This window comes from Agrobacterium salinitolerans, from assembly GCF_002008225.1.
In the GTDB taxonomy this organism is placed as follows: domain Bacteria; phylum Pseudomonadota; class Alphaproteobacteria; order Rhizobiales; family Rhizobiaceae; genus Agrobacterium; species Agrobacterium salinitolerans.
In genome coordinates this window covers 23,415-41,778 of record NZ_MRDH01000012.1, presented here as the reverse complement: position 1 = coordinate 41,778, position 18,364 = coordinate 23,415, and the positions used below count along the sequence as shown (strand labels likewise).

The 18,364-nt window shown below is 58.0% G+C and carries 17 protein-coding genes and 1 riboswitch; of the genes, 13 read left to right on the top strand and 4 right to left on the bottom strand.

Features of this window, described 5'->3' with window-relative positions; all coding sequences use genetic code 11:
* Positions 1–238 precede the first annotated feature (238 nt).
* A complete protein-coding gene (gene recQ, locus BS627_RS11165) occupies positions 239–2,047 on the top strand; it encodes a DNA helicase RecQ (protein ID WP_077983297.1) in 1,809 nt (602 codons plus the stop codon).
* A gap of 56 nt (positions 2,048–2,103) precedes the next feature.
* Here recQ and BS627_RS11160 read toward each other — a convergent pair whose 3' ends face one another.
* Positions 2,104–3,336 carry an ROK family transcriptional regulator gene (locus BS627_RS11160; protein WP_077983296.1) on the bottom strand — a complete coding sequence of 411 codons (1,233 nt, stop codon included), beginning with the start codon at positions 3,334–3,336 and terminating at the stop codon, positions 2,104–2,106.
* A gap of 264 nt (positions 3,337–3,600) precedes the next feature.
* On the opposite strand from BS627_RS11160, the gene BS627_RS11155 reads away from it, so the two are divergent.
* The 8 genes from BS627_RS11155 to nrdF all read left to right on the top strand — a co-directional run bounded on the left by BS627_RS11155 (position 3,601) and on the right by nrdF (position 11,752).
* On the top strand, positions 3,601–4,623 hold the full coding sequence (locus tag BS627_RS11155; RefSeq protein WP_077983295.1) for a sugar ABC transporter substrate-binding protein: 1,023 nt from the start codon (positions 3,601–3,603) through the stop codon (positions 4,621–4,623).
* Positions 4,624–4,850: 227 nt separating this feature from the next.
* Positions 4,851–5,933 (top strand): ABC transporter permease, encoded by a 1,083-nt coding sequence (locus BS627_RS11150; protein ID WP_077983294.1) that lies wholly within the window; start codon positions 4,851–4,853, stop codon positions 5,931–5,933.
* Positions 5,933–6,715 carry an ATP-binding cassette domain-containing protein gene (locus BS627_RS11145; RefSeq protein WP_077983293.1) on the top strand — a complete coding sequence of 261 codons (783 nt, stop codon included), beginning with the start codon at positions 5,933–5,935 and terminating at the stop codon, positions 6,713–6,715. The genes BS627_RS11150 and BS627_RS11145 overlap by 1 nt, the downstream gene beginning before the upstream one ends.
* Positions 6,712–7,341, top strand: a complete 630-nt coding sequence (locus BS627_RS11140) for a nucleoside triphosphate hydrolase (protein WP_077983291.1) — start codon at positions 6,712–6,714, stop codon at positions 7,339–7,341. Before BS627_RS11145 ends, BS627_RS11140 begins: the two co-directional genes overlap by 4 nt.
* Positions 7,342–7,474: 133 nt before the next feature.
* Positions 7,475–7,698, top strand: a riboswitch (cobalamin riboswitch).
* Positions 7,699–7,954: 256 nt separating this feature from the next.
* Positions 7,955–8,176: a glutaredoxin-like protein NrdH gene (gene nrdH / locus BS627_RS11135; protein ID WP_020011298.1), complete on the top strand. Its 222-nt coding sequence runs from the start codon at positions 7,955–7,957 to the stop codon at positions 8,174–8,176.
* 12 nt (positions 8,177–8,188) lie between these two features.
* On the top strand, positions 8,189–8,587 hold the full coding sequence (gene nrdI, locus BS627_RS11130) for a class Ib ribonucleoside-diphosphate reductase assembly flavoprotein NrdI (protein WP_020812691.1): 399 nt from the start codon (positions 8,189–8,191) through the stop codon (positions 8,585–8,587).
* Positions 8,575–10,761 carry a class 1b ribonucleoside-diphosphate reductase subunit alpha gene (gene nrdE, locus BS627_RS11125; protein WP_077983290.1) on the top strand — a complete coding sequence of 729 codons (2,187 nt, stop codon included), beginning with the start codon at positions 8,575–8,577 and terminating at the stop codon, positions 10,759–10,761. The genes nrdI and nrdE overlap by 13 nt, the downstream gene beginning before the upstream one ends.
* A 16-nt stretch (positions 10,762–10,777) precedes the next feature.
* Positions 10,778–11,752 (top strand): class 1b ribonucleoside-diphosphate reductase subunit beta, encoded by a 975-nt coding sequence (nrdF, locus tag BS627_RS11120; protein WP_077983288.1) that lies wholly within the window; start codon positions 10,778–10,780, stop codon positions 11,750–11,752.
* 29 nt (positions 11,753–11,781) lie between these two features.
* Here the strand turns inward: nrdF and BS627_RS11115 are convergent, their stop codons facing one another.
* The gene (locus tag BS627_RS11115) at positions 11,782–12,894 is read right to left on the bottom strand and encodes an alpha/beta hydrolase (RefSeq protein ID WP_077983286.1); all 1,113 of its coding nucleotides are present in this window, start codon (positions 12,892–12,894) and stop codon (positions 11,782–11,784) included.
* A gap of 152 nt (positions 12,895–13,046) precedes the next feature.
* On the opposite strand from BS627_RS11115, the gene recF reads away from it, so the two are divergent.
* Genes recF through BS627_RS11100 form a run of 3 tightly spaced genes read left to right on the top strand, consistent with a single transcriptional unit; the run spans position 13,047 to position 15,434 of the window.
* Entirely contained in the window at positions 13,047–14,171 is a 1,125-nt protein-coding gene (gene recF, locus BS627_RS11110; protein ID WP_077983285.1) for a DNA replication/repair protein RecF, read from the top strand.
* Between the two features lie 22 nt (positions 14,172–14,193).
* A complete protein-coding gene (locus BS627_RS11105) occupies positions 14,194–14,961 on the top strand; it encodes a molybdopterin-synthase adenylyltransferase MoeB (protein WP_077983303.1) in 768 nt (255 codons plus the stop codon).
* On the top strand, positions 14,958–15,434 hold the full coding sequence (locus BS627_RS11100; protein WP_077983283.1) for a GNAT family N-acetyltransferase: 477 nt from the start codon (positions 14,958–14,960) through the stop codon (positions 15,432–15,434). The genes BS627_RS11105 and BS627_RS11100 overlap by 4 nt, the downstream gene beginning before the upstream one ends.
* Before the next feature lie 6 nt (positions 15,435–15,440).
* Here the strand turns inward: BS627_RS11100 and BS627_RS11095 are convergent, their stop codons facing one another.
* A complete protein-coding gene (locus BS627_RS11095) occupies positions 15,441–16,445 on the bottom strand; it encodes a 2-hydroxyacid dehydrogenase (RefSeq protein ID WP_077983282.1) in 1,005 nt (334 codons plus the stop codon).
* A gap of 180 nt (positions 16,446–16,625) precedes the next feature.
* On the opposite strand from BS627_RS11095, the gene BS627_RS11090 reads away from it, so the two are divergent.
* On the top strand, positions 16,626–17,159 hold the full coding sequence (locus tag BS627_RS11090) for an SH3 domain-containing protein (RefSeq protein WP_169538602.1): 534 nt from the start codon (positions 16,626–16,628) through the stop codon (positions 17,157–17,159).
* Here the strand turns inward: BS627_RS11090 and BS627_RS11085 are convergent.
* Positions 17,152–18,144, bottom strand: a complete 993-nt coding sequence (locus BS627_RS11085; RefSeq protein ID WP_077983302.1) for an adenosine kinase — start codon at positions 18,142–18,144, stop codon at positions 17,152–17,154. The genes BS627_RS11090 and BS627_RS11085 overlap by 8 nt on opposite strands.
* Positions 18,145–18,364 lie beyond the last annotated feature (220 nt).

The following is an 18,364-nucleotide window of genomic DNA, read 5'->3' as shown; positions in this document are numbered from 1 at the left end:
CCCGGTAGCTCGTCAGGCTCATAACCTGAAGGCCGCAGGTTCAAATCCTGCCCCCGCAACCAAAACTTATATGACTATCAAAGGGCTCTGAGGAAACGCGGAGCCTTTTTTGCTTTCGTTGTGTCTGGTAAAAAATCAATCACGCTATCTACTGCCACGGCCAAATCCATCTTCAGCATTGCCATGGGCTGCAAAACCGTGATGATGCACAATCTTTCCACTTCGGATAAAAACTGCCGTGACCGCTGATCCCTTGCATATCCTCAAGACCGTCTATGGATACGATGCGTTTCGTGGAAGGCAGGCCGACATCATTCGGCATGTAGTGGCGGGAAACAATGCCTTCGTTTTAATGCCGACGGGCGGTGGGAAGTCGCTTTGTTACCAGATCCCGGCGCTTGCTCGTAATGGCATGGGGTTGATCGTCTCGCCGCTCATCGCACTGATGGTCGATCAAGTCGCTGCCCTGCGTCAGGCCGGGGTGCGGGCCGAAGCCCTCAATTCCGATCTTTCCCCGGAAGAGCGGCGCGCGCTATGGCGAGACATGCGGGCCGGCAAGGTCGATATTCTTTATGCCGCGCCGGAAACCCTGCTCAAGCCGGATGTACTCGATGCATTGCAATCCATCGACCTGTCGTTGATCGCCATCGACGAGGCCCATTGCCTGTCGCAATGGGGGCATGATTTCCGGCCGCCCTACCGCCAGCTCGACACGCTGATCGAGCGTTTTCCCGATACGCCGCGCATGGCGCTGACGGCGACGGCCGACGAACCCACGCGCGCCGAAATTCTCGGTCACCTGGGGATTGAAGAACACGATGCCTTCATTGCTGGGTTCGACCGGCCTAATATCCGCTATGCGATCATGGAAAAGGACAATCCGCGCGCGCAGCTGAAGCGCTTTTTGAAGGATCGCGACGGTGAGAGCGGTATCGTCTATTGCCTTTCCAAACGCAAGGTGGACGAAACGGCGGCATGGCTGCGGGAGGAGGGGCGCGATGCGTTGCCCTATCACGCCGGCATGGACAAGGCCGCCCGTGAGGAAAACCAGACCCGTTTCCAGCACGGCGAGGCGGTCATCATCGTCGCGACCGTCGCTTTCGGCATGGGTATAGACAAGCCGGATGTGCGCTTCGTGGTGCATGTCGACCTGCCCGGCAGTATCGAGGCCTATTATCAGGAAACAGGCCGAGCCGGTCGTGATGGTTTGCCGTCGGACGTGCTCATGCTCTATGGCTATGAAGATATTGCCCTGCGCAATCGTTTCATCGAAGAATCTGATGCCGCGGACCAACGCAAATATATGGAGCGCCAGAAGCTCGATGCGCTGCTCGGCCTCGCAGAAACGGCGAGTTGCCGCCGGCAGGTTCTGCTCTCCTATTTCGGCGACCGGTGCGAGCCCTGCGGCAATTGCGATACATGCGCCGAGCCGCCGGACCTGTTTGACGGGGCCATCGCCGCGCAGAAACTTCTGTCCTGTATTTATCGCACGGGTGAACGTTTTGGCCAGGCCTATGTCATCCGCGTATTGCTGGGTGTCGAGGACGAGCGGATTTCCCGCTTCGGCCATGACCGCATTACCACCTACGGGATAGGGAAGGAGCACGACAACCGCACGTGGCGCGCCATCCTGCGTCAGCTGGTTGCGTTACGCATGATTGAAGTGGATCTGTCCGGACATGGCGGCCTGTCCATCTCCGAGGATGGACGGCGGTTCCTGCGTGAAAAACCGGCATTAATGCTGAGGATACCATCCGCTCCCCGTTCCGCACGGCAGCAGACGCCGCGCAACACGGTATCGACGGTCTTGCCGGAATCCGATCGCAGCCTTTTTGAGGCGCTGCGTGCCAAGCGTATGGAGATCGCCCGGGCACAGAACGTTCCGCCCTATGTGATTTTCCACGACAAGACCCTCATGGAACTCGCGGCGATAAAACCGGCCTCGGCGAAGGAAATGGCTGAGATTCCCGGCGTCGGGGACACCAAGCTGGAACGATACGGGCCTGCCTTTCTGGCGGCGATCATGCAGCACGCCGCTGGCGAGTGACCTGAAGATATCCAAATTGATAGCCTATTCATGAAATCACAGAGCGCGGCGAAGGCTCAGCCGGTCGTGTCCTTGAACAGAACGTTCTGATCGATAAGATAGCGCGAAAACAGGGGCAAGCTGGCGCCGCCGATTGCCCGCGCCTGGCTACCGACCGCGCCTTCGATGATGTCAGGCACCGTGACGCCCTGCAGATCGTGGTGTTTAAGGGCAAGGCGGGTGGCGGCGACAATCCTTGTTCTGACCCAGTCGGGAAAACCGCCATCGATGATGACGCTTGAAAAATCGATGATGGAGGCTGCGGCAATGACGGCCTGCGCCAGCGCCGCGGCGGTTTTCCTGATCCAGCTTTCCAGCGGTTCGCCGAAATCGATCCACTCGTCCGGGGAAAACCACAGGGGTCGCGGATCGATGCCCTTTTCGCGCAACATGTTTTCCAGAACGAAGATCGACGCGATTTTCAGAAGCTGGACAGTATTGCCATCCTGCCCCTGCACCGGCAGGGGGCCGATGGCGCCGGCCGTTCCCGTCTTTCCGGAAAACAGCGCCGAATTCAAAACGACGCCGCCGCCTATGAAAGAGCCGATGAAGACGTAAAGAAAATCCGGATAGTGCTGGCCTGCACCAAAAACCAGTTCGGCGCCGCAGGCGCTGGTGGCGTCATTCTGCAGAAAAACCGGATAGCTGACGTTTTCAGCAATTTCCGACCGGATATCGACGCCCCGCCACCGCTCCATTTCAATCTGCGGTGCACCCACTTCCTGCGCCCAGTTCCACAATTCAAATGGAGCGGCGACGCCGACGCCGGCAATTTTCTCCCGCTCCGCAGGGGAAAGCTTCGATTCGAGTTCCGTTATGCCGTCGATCACGAACGGCAATATCCATTCCGGCAGGGGGTAGGGGTAGGTTCTGCGCAGCTTGAGCCTGATCCGGCCGACAAAATCCATCAGCACGAGATCGACGCTGCGTCGGCCGATCTTCACACCGAAAGAAAAAACGGCGTCGGGATTAAGCCGCATCGGCGTCGATGGCTGGCCGACTTTGCCGCGCAGTCTTTCACCGCGAATGAGAAGCCCGTCCTTTTCAAGTGAGCGCATGATAACCGAGACGGTCTGTGCTGAAAGGCCGCAAAGTCTTGATATCTCAGCTTTTGACAGTCCGCCGTGGCGACGAACGAGAGACAGCACGAGCCGCTCATTATAAGCGCGCACGCCGACCTGGTTGGCGCCGCCGCTTATATCCATGGTGGTGGGCGCCGCCGGGGGCGCCGTCTCGACAGATTGTCTCATAATGTCATCCTCCCGCCCGCAATATCCGCCGCGACCGATACAGCAGGCTTTATGGCAATCGTGCTATCGCAACGTTAAACGACGTGGCGATATTCCTCCCTGCCGCATATTAGAATGCCATAGGGAATTAATAATTCAATCGGATTTATTTATTGACAGGCGTTTCCTTTGGTGGTTCCATCTGAGCCAACGGTCGTCGATCTCGGAGGAGACGGGATCGTCGGGTAACCGTCACGGTGCTCAAATATCCATTGGGAGGATCTCATGAAGACCACTGTTTCCGCTCTTCTGGGCGCGCTTGCGCTTGGCGTTTCTTTCGCGTCCGTTGCGTCTGCGGCCGATACCTCGGTTTGCCTCATCACCAAAACCGATACCAATCCCTTTTTCGTCAAGATGAAAGAAGGCGCGACCGCCAAGGCCAAGGAACTTGGCGTGACGCTGAAATCCTATGCCGGGAAGATCGATGGCGATTCCGAAAGCCAAGTGGCCGCCATCGAAACCTGCATTGCCGATGGTGCCAAGGGTATCCTGATTACCGCATCGGATACCAAGGGCATCGTTCCAGCAGTACAGAAGGCGCGTGATGCCGGTCTTCTGGTCATTGCCCTCGATACGCCGCTCGAACCCGTTGATGCTGCCGATTCCACCTTCGCCACCGACAATCTTCTTGCCGGTGAACTGATCGGCAAATGGGCTGCCGGTACGCTTGGCGACAAGGCCAAGGATGCGAAAATCGCCTTCCTCAACCTCACCCCCTCCCAGCCGACAGTGGACGTGCTGCGCAACCAGGGCTTCATGAAGGGCTTTGGCATCGACGTGAAGGACATCAACAAGATCGGCGACGAGGACGATCCGCGCATCGTTGGCCATGACGTCACCAATGGTAACGAAGAAGGCGGCCGCGCTGCGATGGAAAATCTGCTGCAGAAGGATCCGACTATCAATGTCGTCCACACCATCAACGAGCCCGCAGCAGCCGGTGCTTATGAGGCGCTGAAAGCGGTCGGCCGTGAAAAGGATGTTCTGATCGTTTCTGTCGACGGCGGTTGCCCGGGCGTCAAGAACGTGGCGGAAGGCGTGATCGGCGCGACCTCGCAGCAATACCCGCTGCTGATGGCGGCTCTCGGCGTCGAAGCCGTAAAGAAGTTTGCCGACACGGGTGAAAAGCCGAAGCCGACCGAAGGCAAGAACTTCGTCGATACCGGCGTGACGCTGGTGACCGACAAGCCGGTCAAGGGCCTCGATTCGATCGATACGAAGGAAGGTCTCAACAAGTGCTGGGGCTGATGCCTCGCCGTTGAAACCCGCGGGGGCATTCGTGCCCCCGCCCTTGGACCAGAATGAATATCAGGCACGATCCGGGGGATCGGACAAAGGAACAAACGAGCGCGTCACGCGTCCTGCGGGAATGATAAGGGCCGCTTCACAACACTTTGAAATCTACGCGTCATTCTCTTTGGAGATAGGACCCCGGCGTCAGGGCGGGTGCGATAGAGCGATCGGGAGGAAAATCCATGAGCGATCAACCGGTGCGGCCTCAGCCGCATAATGAATTTGAAAAGGTGCTTTCGGGAAGTTCGACGCAGGTCGCCGCTTTCGATACGCACGACAAGAGTGTGCTGGAAAAACTGCAGCACTTTCTCCATTCCAGCCCGGCGGCCGTTCCGCTTATCGTTTTGGTGCTGTCGCTGATAGTTTTCGGCCTGCTTCTCGGCGGCAAGTTTTTCTCGGCCTTCACGCTGACCCTTATTTTGCAGCAGGTCGCCATCGTCGGTATTGTCGGCGCGGCGCAGTCGCTGGTCATCCTGACGGCGGGCATCGATCTGTCGGTTGGCGCGATCATGGTCCTGTCCTCCGTCATCATGGGGCAGTTCACCTTCCGTTACGGCTTGCCGGCGGAATTCGCCATTCTCTGTGGCCTTGCCGTCGGCGCATTTTGCGGTTTCATCAACGGTATTCTGGTGTCGCGCATGCGGCTGCCTCCCTTCATCGTCACGCTCGGCATGTGGCAGATCGTGCTGGCCACCAATTTTCTCTACTCCGCCAACGAAACAATCCGCGCCCAGGACATTGCCCAGCAAGCGCCTATCCTGCAAGTTTTCGGTAGCAGCGTCCGCTTCGGCAGTGCGGTCTTCACCTATGGCGTCATCGCCATGGTCCTGCTCGTCGCCCTGCTTTGGTACGTGCTGAATCGCACCGCCTGGGGTCGCCATCTTTATGCGGTGGGTGACGATCCGGATGCCGCCGAACTTGCCGGTGTCAACGTAAAGCGCATGCTGACGACCGTTTACACCCTGTCCGGCCTCATATGCGCCTTTGCCGGCTGGGCCTTGATCGGGCGCATCGGCTCGGTTTCACCGACGGCCGGCCAATTCGCCAATATCGAATCCATCACTGCGGTGGTTATCGGCGGCCTTTCGCTGTTCGGCGGGCGCGGCTCGATTATGGGTATGATTTTCGGTGCGTTGATCGTCGGCGTCTTTTCGCTCGGCCTCCGGCTTATCGGAACAGATCCGCAATGGACCTATCTCTTGATCGGCGTCCTCATCATCATGGCTGTAGCAATCGACCAGTGGATCAGAAAGGTAGCAGGCTGATGGCAAAAGAACCCATTCTCACAGCACGCAGTCTCGTCAAGCGCTATGGTCGTGTGACCGCCCTCGACCATGCCGATTTCGATCTCTATCCCGGAGAAATCCTGGCCGTGATCGGCGACAACGGCGCCGGCAAATCCTCTCTCATCAAGGCGATTTCCGGTGCCGTGACACCCGATGAAGGGGAGATCAGACTGGAAGGCCAGCCCGTCCAGTTCCGCTCGCCAATCGAGGCGCGAAAGGCCGGCATCGAGACGGTCTATCAGAACCTCGCGCTTTCGCCGGCGCTTTCCATAGCCGACAATATGTTTCTCGGGCGGGAAATCCGTAAATCCGGCATTCAGGGCAGTTTGTTCCGGGCGCTGGACCGCCCGGCCATGGAAAAATTCGCCCGCGAGAAACTGTCGGAACTCGGCCTGATGACGATCCAAAACATCAATCAGGCGGTGGAAACCCTTTCCGGCGGTCAGCGTCAGGGTGTGGCGGTGGCGCGTGCGGCAGCCTTTGGCTCCAAGGTCGTCATCCTCGACGAACCGACGGCGGCGCTTGGTGTCAAGGAAAGCCGACGTGTTCTGGAGCTTATCCTCGACGTGCGCTCCCGCGGCCTGCCGATCGTCCTGATCTCGCATAACATGCCGCATGTCTTCGAGGTCGCGGATCGCATCCATATCCACCGGCTAGGCAAGCGCCTGTGCGTCATCAATCCGAAGGACTATTCGATGTCGGATGCCGTCGCCTTCATGACCGGTGCCAAGGAAGCGCCGAAGGAAACGCTTGCCGCATGACGCTGAAGCTTGAAACGATCGCCGAGGATGTTCTTCGGCGGGCAGAAGGTAAATCCCGTTTTATCGTCGCCATTGCCGGTCCCCCTGGGGCCGGCAAATCCACGCTGGCAGATGCGCTTTGTGATGCTTTGCTCGCACGAGGCGAAACGGCCGCCGTCCTGCCCATGGACGGCTTCCATATGGACAATGGCATTCTTGAAGAACGGGGGCTGCTGCCGCGAAAGGGCGCGCCCGAAACATTCGACGTGCGCGGTTTCCTTGATATCGTCTCCGCCGTTCGTAAGGGGGGCCAGGAAGTTCTTGTCCCGGTTTTCGACCGCTCCCGCGAAATCGCCATTGCCTCTGCCCGAGCGATTGCGCCGGACACGCGCCTGATCCTTGCCGAAGGCAATTATCTGCTGCTCAACGAGGCGCCCTGGACGACACTGGCCGGCAGCTTCGATCTCACTATTTTTGTGGGTCCATCCGTCGCGGTGCTTGAAGAGAGACTGCGCAACAGATGGCAGGGTTATGGCCTCGATGCCACTCAAATCCACGCCAAACTGTTTGAAAACGATCTTCCCAACGGAAAAAGGGTGATCGAAAACGCCCGTCCCGCCGATATTCGCATCGATATCTGGGAATAGATTAACGCTTTTCTCTCTTTGAGCGACGGCACGCATGTGCTGTTAAGTCACTGTTAACCATGTGTTGAATCTTTTTGATCCACAGGGTAGGGCTTTCCTGTGTCTATTCATTGACGCAAAAAAATCCTCATATACTATATGTGGTGTTCGAGGTTCTTCCGATTCGCAAGGATTGGGAGCTAAGACGGGAATTCGGTGCGTGACGCCATCAGGGCGAAGCAAGGCCGAAACTGCCCCCGCAACTGTAAGCGGCGAGCATCGTTCCGATTTGGGTCACTGGAGCTTAGCGCACCGGGAAGACTGGAATAGATGTTGTGACCCGCAAGTCAGGAGACCTGCCTTGAGCGCAAACGTCCACGGGCGGGGTGTCCGGAGGAAGGTGTCTGACGCAAATGATTTGCGTGCGCCCTTTTCTGCCCCCTCCAGAACAAGCTTCGGGGTGAAGTCATGCCAGTGCATTTGTTTGAGTTGCTGCGCTCGTCGGCGTAGAGAGTGATTTTACGCGGCTAAAAGCTGCGCACGCCCACCCTAATGAAAGATCCATCGCCGCCCGATTGCGATTGCAATCGGCAATGTTGAGCCGTGTCCGAAACCGGCTTCGAGAGAGGAAATTATGACCGTCACCGTTTACAGCAAGCCGGCCTGCGTCCAATGCACTGCCACTTACCGCGCCCTCGACCGCATCGGCGTTCCCTATGAGATCATCGATATTTCCGAAGATGCTGACGCGCTCGATCATGTTCGTGGCCTCGGTTACATGCAGGTTCCGGTGGTCGTTGCCGGCGAACGCCATTGGGCGGGCTTCCGGCCGGATATGATCGGCGCGATCAGCTGAGGCGGCAGGGCGATGGGCCTGATCGTCTATTATTCCAGCCGTTCTGAAAACACCCATCGTTTCCTTCTGAAACTGGGACGGCGATTGTTTCGCCTGCCGCTTGGCGTTGAGGAAGATGTTCCCCACGTGTCCGAGCCCTATGTGCTCGTCACCCCCACCTATGGGGGTGGCGGTACAAAAGGGGCCGTGCCGAAACCGGTCATCCGGTTTTTGAACGAGCCCTCCAACCGAAATCTCATTCGCGGCGTCATCGCGGCGGGCAACACGAATTTTGGCGCAGCTTTCGCATCCGCCGGAGATATCGTCTCGCGTAAATGCGCTGTGCCGTTTCTCTATCGTTTCGAGCTTCTCGGCACGGAAGAAGATGTCGCCAACGTCAAACATGGATTGGAACGATTTTGGACACGCTGACCTCAAGCGCGCTGCGCAAGGATGCCAAACAGCCCGTAGCCGCAAGCCAGAAACCGGTTGATGCGGCTCTGGACTACCACGCGCTGAACGCGATGTTGAACCTTTATGACGAGAACGGGAAAATCCAGCTCGACAAGGATCGCCTGGCTGCCCGGCAATATTTTCTCCAGCACGTCAACCAGAACACGGTGTTTTTCCATAATCTCAGGGAAAAGCTCGATTATCTGGTGGCGGAGGGATATTACGAGCAGGAGGTACTGGACCAGTACTCCTTCAATTTCGTTCGCGACCTCTATGACGAAGCCTATGCCCGGAAATTCCGCTTTCCGACATTTCTTGGGGCGTTCAAATATTATACCTCCTACACGCTTAAGACTTTCGACGGAAAACGTTACCTCGAGCGTTACGAGGATCGCGTCTGCATGGTGGCGCTGGCCCTTGCGCGCGGTGATGAGCAGCTTGCCCGCAATCTGGTCGATGAGATCATTTCCGGCCGCTTCCAGCCGGCAACCCCAACATTCCTCAACGCCGGCAAGAAGAGCCGCGGCGAGCTGGTCTCGTGTTTTCTGCTGCGTGTGGAAGACAATATGGAAAGCATCGGCCGCTCCATCAATTCGGCGTTGCAGCTTTCCAAGCGCGGCGGCGGCGTGGCCCTGTCCTTGACCAATATTCGCGAGGCCGGCGCGCCGATCAAGCAGATCGAAAACCAGTCATCCGGCGTCATTCCCGTGATGAAGCTGCTGGAAGACAGCTTTTCCTATGCCAACCAGCTTGGCGCGCGCCAGGGTGCCGGCGCGGTCTATCTGCACGCTCACCACCCGGATATCATGCGCTTCCTCGATACCAAGCGCGAAAATGCCGACGAGAAAATCCGCATCAAGACGCTGTCGCTCGGCGTGGTGATCCCCGATATCACCTTCGAACTCGCCCGCAATAATGAGGATATGTATCTGTTTTCGCCCTATGATGTGGAGCGGATCTATGGCGTGCCTTTCACCGAAATCTCGGTCACCGAAAAATACCATGAAATGGTAGCCGACAGCCGCATCCGTAAGAAGAAGATCAAGGCGCGCGAATTCTTTCAGGTGATCGCCGAAATCCAGTTCGAGAGCGGTTACCCCTACATCATGTTCGAAGATACGGTGAACCGCGCCAATCCGATTGCCGGCCGTATCAGCATGAGCAATCTCTGCTCGGAAATCCTGCAGGTCAGCGAAGCGAGCGAGTTCAACGCCGATCTCTCCTATAGCCGTATGGGCAAGGATATTTCCTGCAATCTCGGCTCGCTCAACATTGCTGCGGCAATGGATTCGGCCGATTTCGGCAAGACCATCGAGACCTCCATCCGGGCGCTGACGGCGGTATCGGATATGAGCCACATTTCCTCTGTTCCCTCGGTGGAAAAGGGCAATGATGCGAGCCACGCTATCGGCCTCGGCCAGATGAACCTGCACGGTTATCTGGCGCGCGAGCGCATTTTCTATGGTTCCGAAGAAGGCGTCGATTTCACCAATATCTACTTCTACACCGTCACCTATCACGCCATCCGTGCCAGCAATCGGCTGGCCGTAGAACGGGGCCAGAGCTTCAAGGGCTTTGAGAACTCCAAATATGCCTCGGGCGACTATTTCGACAAATATACCGACAGGGAATGGCTGCCCGCGACGGAAAAGGTCCGTGAGCTCTTCGAAAAGGCCGGCATTGCCATTCCGACACAGGACGACTGGAAGGCACTGAAGCAGGACGTGATGGCATCAGGTCTCTATAACCAGAACCTGCAGGCCGTACCGCCAACGGGTTCGATCTCCTATATCAACCACTCCACATCCTCCATTCATCCGATTGTCTCGAAGATCGAAATCCGCAAAGAGGGCAAGATCGGCCGCGTTTATTATCCGGCTTCCTATCTCTCGAACGACAATCTTGAATATTATCAGGATGCCTATGAGATCGGTCCGGAGAAAATCATCGACACCTATGCGGCGGCCACCCAGCATGTCGATCAGGGCCTGTCGCTGACGCTGTTCTTCCGCGATACGGCGACGACGCGCGATATCAACCGGGCGCAGATCTATGCCTGGAAAAAGGGCATCAAGACCATCTATTACATCCGTTTGCGCCAGATGGCGCTGGAAGGCACGCAGGTTCAGGGCTGCGTTTCCTGCACGCTCTGAATTGAGGGACAAGACAATGAACATCGCCGTAAAACCCGCGTCCCGCATCCGCGCGGTCAACTGGAACCGCATTGAGGACGACAAGGACCTTGAAGTCTGGAACCGCCTGACCTCGAATTTCTGGCTACCGGAAAAGGTGCCGCTCTCCAACGATATCCCCTCCTGGGGGACGTTGAAGCCGGAAGAGCAGAAACTGACGATCCGTGTCTTCACCGGGCTGACATTGCTCGACACCATCCAGAACGGCGTCGGTGCCGTGCGCCTGATGCCGGATTCGGCGACGCCGCATGAGGAGGCCGTGCTTTCGAATATCTCCTTCATGGAGGCGGTGCACGCCCGTTCCTATTCGTCGATTTTCTCGACTCTGTGCTCCACGCCTGACGTTGACGACGCCTATCGCTGGTCGGAGGAAAACGAGTTTCTGCAACGCAAGTCCGCGATCATCATGCGGGAATATGACAGCGGCGATCCGCTGAAGAAAAAGATCGCCAGCGTCTTTCTGGAAAGCTTCCTGTTCTATTCCGGCTTCTATCTGCCGATGTTCTGGTCAAGCCGCGCCAAGCTCACCAACACGGCGGACCTCATTCGCCTCATCATCCGCGATGAGGCCGTGCATGGCTATTATATCGGCTACAAGTTTCAGCGGGCGGTGGAGCGTCTCGGCGAAACGCAGAGCCAGGAGATCAAGGATTTTGCTTTTGATCTCCTGCTCGAGCTTTACGACAACGAGGCGAAATATACCGAGGATCTCTATGACGGTGTCGGCCTGACGGAAGACGTCAAGCAGTTCCTGCATTACAACGCCAACAAGGCCCTGATGAATCTGGGTTATGAAGCGCTGTTTCCGGCCGAGGCCTGCCGGGTCAATCCGGCGATCCTTTCGGCGCTCTCGCCCAATGCCGATGAGAACCACGACTTCTTCTCAGGTTCCGGCTCGTCCTATGTCATTGGCAAGGCGGTCGCCACCGAGGATGAAGACTGGGATTTCTGAAGCCGGAACTGTCAGCACGAGCCCGCACACTATTGCGGGTTCACCACCTGGCTCGCAAGCCGGAAGGGGCTGGAGACGGTTGCGCCGATTGCATCGAACACGAAGGCGCCGGCGCGACCGAGGCCGTTTTGTCCATTGCCGTTGCGGCTCGTCTCCAGTTGCGGCACGAGCGACGCCAGTGCGGCATAGCGGTCATGATTGAGCGGGTCCGAGGCTTTCAGGTTGGAAATATCCACGAACTGGACACCTTCCTTCAACGCCGCGTCCTGCACCTTGGGATCGGTGACATCAAGTGCGCCAATCCGTGTCACGTCTGCGCCCAATATAGAAGACGCTTTCAGGGCGCGGTCGTCCTTGGACACGAGGACTGTGAGTGGTGGGTTTAGGCGTCCAACCACGTCGATCTGCTTGCGGAAGACATCGGCATCGATATCTGGGGCGGCCAGAACCACCTGCAGCTTTGCGATGACGTCGTTTCTGCCCTCGAAGCGCAACTGTCGCAACGCTTCCATGACCAGCCAACCGCCCATACTATGGCCGAAGACGACAATGTTCCTGCGCGAAGAGTGGCGCGTGAGATCGGTCAGCAGATTGGCAAGGGCATCGCGCGAATAAGTCGCCGATTCCTTGTCCGCCACATAGCCTGTGACATTGGCCTGCGATGGCCAGGAAAAAACCAAAGGTACGCCATCGAGATTGGCATCGGCAGCCATCTGCGCTGCGCGGAAAAGCGCCTCCTGATAGCTGTAGTTATAACCGTGCACAAAAAGCGCGATCTGCTTGCGGGATCGCGTAATATCGCCGAGGTCGCTGTTGAAACTCGCCCTATCCAGCATCTGCGCCCGTGTGACGACGAAATCCTTCTTGGCATCCGGTTTTCCAGTCGACCATTCGATTTTTCCGCTCTTGTGGGTCGGCGGTATCGAAATATCGAAGCGGGCATAATTTGGGTCGGTCGCCCGCAGGGTGCTGAACCCCTTTTTCGCTTCTTCATTTTTCTCACGGGTGCTGGCAACATAGGCGGTCACGATTTTTGTATCTTTGACCTGGGTGTTGACGGCTTGCAGCACGTCCGCTCCCGGCCGTCCGGCGCAGGATGAAAGAAGGCTGACCGTCAGAAGCAGGGAAATAAAGAAGCGCATGGATGATTACCGGTGACAACGAACCGCCCATAAATAGCCGTCCGCTAAAAAAGTTGCCACTACTGAATAATTTGCCTGGTTTTGACGCTCGCTGATGGTCGCGGGACGTTCGCCGCCTTGCTATCCATCTACGTTCGTTTTAGGCCGTAAAAATGACGAACAAGGTGTCGCTTTTACGGCTGAAACTCACGGACTTCCGCAATTATGCGGCGGCTGCACTCACGCTTGATGAACGCCATGTCGTGCTGACGGGCGACAACGGTTCCGGCAAGACCAATCTTCTGGAGGCCGTCTCTTTCCTCTCTCCCGGAAGGGGCCTGCGCCGCGCCACCCTGTCTGATGTGACGCGGGTAGGGGCCGAAGCCGGCTTCTCGATCTTCGCCGATGTCGAGGGCATGGATGGTGAGGTCGCGATCGGCACCGGGATCGAAGGTGATGGCGAGGTGGTATCGCGTCGCCTGCGGCTGAACGGCACGCCGGTGAAGTCCGTCGATGAATTGACCGACCATTTGCGGGTTCTGTGGCTGACGCCTGCCATGGATGGCCTCTTTACCGGTTCGTCATCGGACCGCCGGCGTTTTCTCGACCGGCTGGTCCTGTCGCTCGATCCGGGTCACGGCCGGCGCGCAAGCGATTTCGAAAAGGCCATGCGTGGCCGCAACCGCCTGCTTTCGGAAGGTCGTTTCGATCCGGTCTGGCTGGACGGTATCGAAAAGCAGATGGCCGAACTCGGCATCTCAATGGCGATTGCGCGTTATGAGATGCTTGGCCTCTTGAAGAACCTGATCGAGGGGCGGGCGGGTGATGCCGTTTTCCCTTCTGCGGCGCTTTCTCTCTCCGGTTTCATGGACGATGGGCTCAATCGCCCCGCCGTCGATCTGGAGGATGAATACAGGCTTATGCTGCGTGATGGCCGGTATCGTGACGCCGCTGCCGGCCGCACACTGGATGGGCCGCACCGCGTCGATCTGTTCGTGCGCCATGCGGAAAAGGATATGGAGGCCGAGCGCTGTTCAACCGGGGAACAGAAGGCGTTGCTGGTGGGGCTGGTGCTTGCGCATGCGCAACTGACCGCCAACATGACCGGCCACGCGCCGGTCCTGCTGCTGGACGAGATCGCCGCCCATCTGGATGAAGGCAGGCGGGCGGCTCTGTTCGATCTCATTCATGCACTTGGCGGCCAGAGTTTTATGACCGGAACGGATACGGCGATGTTCTCCGCCCTCGGCGACAGGGCGCAATTCTTCAACGTTTCCCACGGGAGCATCACCGCATGACGGCTAAGAAATGGAGGGCGATATGGACCCGCTGAGCCCGGAAGAAATCGAACGCTACAAGCGCCATATCCTGTTGCCGGAAATCGGCGGCGTGGGCCAGCAGCGGCTGAAGGCGGCGCGCGTGCTGGTTATCGGGGCCGGCGGTCTCGGCACTCCTGTGCTGCATTATCTTGCCGCTGCCGGTGTCGGCACGCTCGGCATGATCGATGACGATGTGGTTTCCCTGTCCAATCTGCAGCGACAGGTCATCCACGATACCGGTACGATTGGGGAGTTGAAGACGGAGAGCGCGCGCAAGGCCGTCGCCCGGCTCAATCCGCATGTTCGAACGCTTGTTTATGAAGAGCGCTTTTCGCAGGTCTGGACGCATGACCATCTGCAATCCTTCGATCTCCTTATAGACGGCTCGGATAATTTCGATACGCGTTATACGGCCGCCGATGCCGCGGAGGCTGCGAAAAGACCATTGGTAACGGGAGCTGTCGGCCGTTTTGATGGTTCGGTGACGGTGCTGAAACCCTATGAGACAAATACCGAGGGCGCTCGGCTGCCCGGCTATCGTGACCTGTTTCCGGAACCGCCGCCGCAGGGCCTCATTCCCAGTTGCGCGGAAACAGGCATTGTCGGCGCGCTGACGGGGGTTATCGGTACGCTTATGGCCATGGAGGCGATCAAGGTTATCACCGGTGCCGGAGAGCCGTTGATCGGCCGCCTGCTCCTCTATGACGCCCTGTCGGCCCGTTTCGAAACCGTGCGATACAAGCGGCGTCCAGGAGGGAAAAAACCATGACGGAGATTGTCAGGATCGGGGAGGAGTTCGATCGCTGGCAGGAATTGCTGGCGCTTATCTTGTCCTCCTTCGCTTATATGGATGGCGTCATCGACCCGCCGTCTTCGGCTCATCGCCTGACGCTGGAAAATCTTGCCGAGAAGGCGAGGGCGGAGATCGCTTTCGTGGCGCTTGATGGCGATGAGATTGTCGGTTGCCTATTTTGCCGACCGGAGCCGCCGGCCTGTCTTTATGTCGGCAAACTCGGTGTTTCCCCGAAAGCGCAGGGAAAGGGTATAGGCGGGATGCTGCTGGAGCAGGCCGAAGCGCTCGCCCGCGAATTGGCGTTACCGGCGCTGCGGCTGGAAACTCGCATCGAGCTTATCGCCAATCATACCAAATTCGCCGCCTGGGGTTTCGTCAAGACCGCCGAAAACGCCCATGCCGGCTATAATCGCACGACCTCGATCGAAATGACCAAATTCCTCGGCTGAACCGGCTCAGTTCCGCCCCGGCAGCACCCGGTTCGGCGGACGGTGGCCGTCGAATAGCGTGCGGATGTTGATGATGACCTTGTCACCCATCTCGATACGGCCCTCGATTGTTGCAGAGCCCATATGCGGAAGCAGCACGACCTTGCCTTCCTTGGCCAGCTTGATGAGCTTGGGGTTTACGGCAGGCTCGTTCTCATAGACATCGAGACCGGCGCCTGCGATCTTGTCTTCGCGCAGGCACTGGATCATCGCCGCCTCGTCGATAATATCGCCGCGCGCGGTATTGACGATGTAGCTGGTGGGCTGCATCAGGGCCAACCGCCGGGCCGAGATCAGGTGATAGGTCGCGGGCGTCGAGGGGCAATTGACGGAGACGATATCCACCCGCGCCAGCATCTGGTCGAGACTGTCCCAATAGGTCGCTTCAAGCTCTGCTTCCGTTGCCGGATTGACGCGTTTGCGATTGTGATAATGAATGGAGAGGCCAAAGGCCTTGGCGCGCCGTGCCACCGCCGTTCCGATGCGGCCCATCCCGACAATGCCGATGCGCTTGCCGGAAATGCGCCGTCCCAGCATCCATGTCGGCGACCAGCCGAGCCACTCGTCCGCGCCATTGGCAAGCACCCGCGTGCCTTCGATCATGCGGCGCGGCACGGCGAGCACGAGAGCCATGGTGATGTCGGCGCTGTCCTCAGTCAGCACATTGGGCGTGTTGGTGACGGTAATGCCCTTTCGGGCCGCGGCATCCACATCCACATGGTCGATACCGTTGGAGAAGCTGGCGATGAGTTTCAGTTGCGGTCCTGCCTGCTCAATCATCGCTGCGGTGATGCGGTCGGTAACGGTGGGCACGAGCACGTCTACCCTTTGCATGGCGGCGACAAGCTCCGTCTCGCTGCGCGGCGTATCGTCTATATTCAGTTCGGCATCGAAGAGTTCGCGCATTCTGGTTTCGACGACGTCAGGCAATTTGCGGGTTATATAGACTGTCGGTCTCTTCTTGTGGGTCATCGTTTGCCGCTGCCTTGTTCAGAAGTCATTAACCAGAAAGAGCGATAATTTCTTTCAATCAGGGCGTTTCTACCAGACCCACCGGCGAAGACAAACAAAACTCGCTGAAGCTTGAGGCATGTGGAAACGAGCCTCCTTAAATATCATCCGGTTTGCAGAAGGCGGGAAACGGAAATGGGCATGCGCAGTGTGGTTTCTATCGTTTGCATCGCATTGTCTTTGGGCCTCTTCGGTGCGGCAACCGAAGTCATGGCGCAGGGCGCCGCCAAAGGCGCAAGCGGCCTGCCGCTGCCGCGTTTTGTCAGCCTGAAATCAAAGCGCGTCAATATGCGCATCGGCCCGAGTACGGATTATGCCGTGTCCTGGATGTATTTGAAATCGGGAATGCCGGTCGAAATCATCCAGGAATATGAAAACTGGCGGCGCATCCGCGATGCCGATGGTACGGAAGGCTGGGTCAATCAGGCCCTGCTCTCCGGTGAGCGAACGGCCGTTGCGGCCCCGTGGATGCGTGGCAAGGGCAAGGAAGTTTACGTGAACATGCGCCGCGAGGCGCAGTCGGGCGCTGCCGTTGTGGCGCGGCTTGAGCCGGGCGTCGTCTTCAGGATCGGCGAATGCAATGGCGACTGGTGCCGCGCCGAGGCCGGTCAGGCCTCGGGCTGGGTTTCGCAGGGCGAAATCTGGGGCGCTTACCCGGGCGAGGCCTTTAAATAAGGCCGTGCTTCTCACCGAGCGCCTTGAGCGATGACATGGGGCGCGGGCCGATCTGCTGAATGACGGCGGCAGCCGCAAGGCAGCCGAGCTTGCCGCAATCTTCGAGCGACCGGTTCTGCGTATAACCGAAGAGGAAACCGGCGGCGAAAAGATCGCCGGCGCCCGTCGTGTCGACAACGTCATGCACCGGATAGGCTTCAACCTTCACACGTTCCGTTCCGCGCAGGATGACGGCGCCTTCCTCGCTCATCGTCACCGCGGCGATCTTGCAGTCGGCGGCGATTCTGGTCAGTGCAAGCTCGAAGTCGTCGGTTTCGTAAAGCGAAAGCGCTTCCTGCTTGTTGGCGAAAACAATGTCCACAGTACCGGAACGCATCAGGTCGAGGAATTCGTCGCGATAGCGGCCGACACAAAAGCTGTCGGAAAGCGTCATGGAGACTTCACGGCCATTCTCATGCGCAATGCGGGCGCATTCGCGAATGGCGTCCTTGGCGCGCGGCGGGTCCCACAGGTAACCTTCGAAATAGGTTACCTTTGTCTCAGCCACCACATCTTCTTCCACGTCTTCCGGGCCGAGATCGACACAGGCGCCGAGATAGGTGTTCATCGAACGCTCGCCGTCTTCGGTCACGAAGATCATTGAGCGGGCGGTCGGCGGGAACGTGCCTTCCGGCTTGGTTTCGAAATAAACACCCTGCGCGCGGATATCGTGCTGGAAAATTTCCCCGAGTTGGTCTTCGGCCACCTTGCCGAAATAGGCGGCTCTGCCGCCGAAATTCGCCACACCCGCCGCCGTGTTGCCAGCACTGCCGCCGGAGGCTTCGAGAGCCGGCCCCATCAGCGAATAAAGCAGCTCCGCCCGTTCCGCATCGATGAGGTTCATTGCGCCTTTGGTAATGGCATTGTCGTTGAGAAAGCGATCGTCGCAGCGGGAAATGATGTCGACGATGGCATTGCCGACAGTCAGTACGTCGAATTTCGTCATAGGCCCTATCCGTTTCGCACGGGGTGTGCGTATTTTTCGAAAGGTCTTAAACATTTCTGGCGGCAAGAAAAGCCCAAACAGAAAATATGCGGTTCCGCGCGAGGAGCGAAAACGCGTCATCTGCTTGTAATGTAGGTAGGTTATTTCATTTGTCAGAGCAAAAGGTGTGTGAATGCATTCCGGAATGGAAGACATGATGGTCTTCTGGCTCAACCGTTAT

Bases quoted from the DNA above. Each gene is read 5' to 3' on its own strand.
- BS627_RS11160 (WP_077983296.1), bottom strand. From the start codon at position 3,336: ATGAGACAATCTGTCGAGACGGCGCCCCCGGCGGCGCCCACCACCATG.
- BS627_RS11155 (WP_077983295.1), top strand. From the start codon at position 3,601: ATGAAGACCACTGTTTCCGCTCTTCTGGGCGCGCTTGCGCTTGGCGTT.
- BS627_RS11150 (WP_077983294.1), top strand. From the start codon at position 4,851: ATGAGCGATCAACCGGTGCGGCCTCAGCCGCATAATGAATTTGAAAAG.
- BS627_RS11145 (WP_077983293.1), top strand. From the start codon at position 5,933: ATGGCAAAAGAACCCATTCTCACAGCACGCAGTCTCGTCAAGCGCTAT.
- BS627_RS11140 (WP_077983291.1), top strand. From the start codon at position 6,712: ATGACGCTGAAGCTTGAAACGATCGCCGAGGATGTTCTTCGGCGGGCA.
- nrdH (WP_020011298.1), top strand. From the start codon at position 7,955: ATGACCGTCACCGTTTACAGCAAGCCGGCCTGCGTCCAATGCACTGCC.
- nrdI (WP_020812691.1), top strand. From the start codon at position 8,189: ATGGGCCTGATCGTCTATTATTCCAGCCGTTCTGAAAACACCCATCGT.
- nrdF (WP_077983288.1), top strand. From the start codon at position 10,778: ATGAACATCGCCGTAAAACCCGCGTCCCGCATCCGCGCGGTCAACTGG.
- BS627_RS11115 (WP_077983286.1), bottom strand. From the start codon at position 12,894: ATGCGCTTCTTTATTTCCCTGCTTCTGACGGTCAGCCTTCTTTCATCC.
- recF (WP_077983285.1), top strand. From the start codon at position 13,047: ATGACGAACAAGGTGTCGCTTTTACGGCTGAAACTCACGGACTTCCGC.
- BS627_RS11105 (WP_077983303.1), top strand. From the start codon at position 14,194: ATGGACCCGCTGAGCCCGGAAGAAATCGAACGCTACAAGCGCCATATC.
- BS627_RS11100 (WP_077983283.1), top strand. From the start codon at position 14,958: ATGACGGAGATTGTCAGGATCGGGGAGGAGTTCGATCGCTGGCAGGAA.
- BS627_RS11095 (WP_077983282.1), bottom strand. From the start codon at position 16,445: ATGACCCACAAGAAGAGACCGACAGTCTATATAACCCGCAAATTGCCT.
- BS627_RS11090 (WP_169538602.1), top strand. From the start codon at position 16,626: ATGCGCAGTGTGGTTTCTATCGTTTGCATCGCATTGTCTTTGGGCCTC.
- BS627_RS11085 (WP_077983302.1), bottom strand. From the start codon at position 18,144: ATGACGAAATTCGACGTACTGACTGTCGGCAATGCCATCGTCGACATC.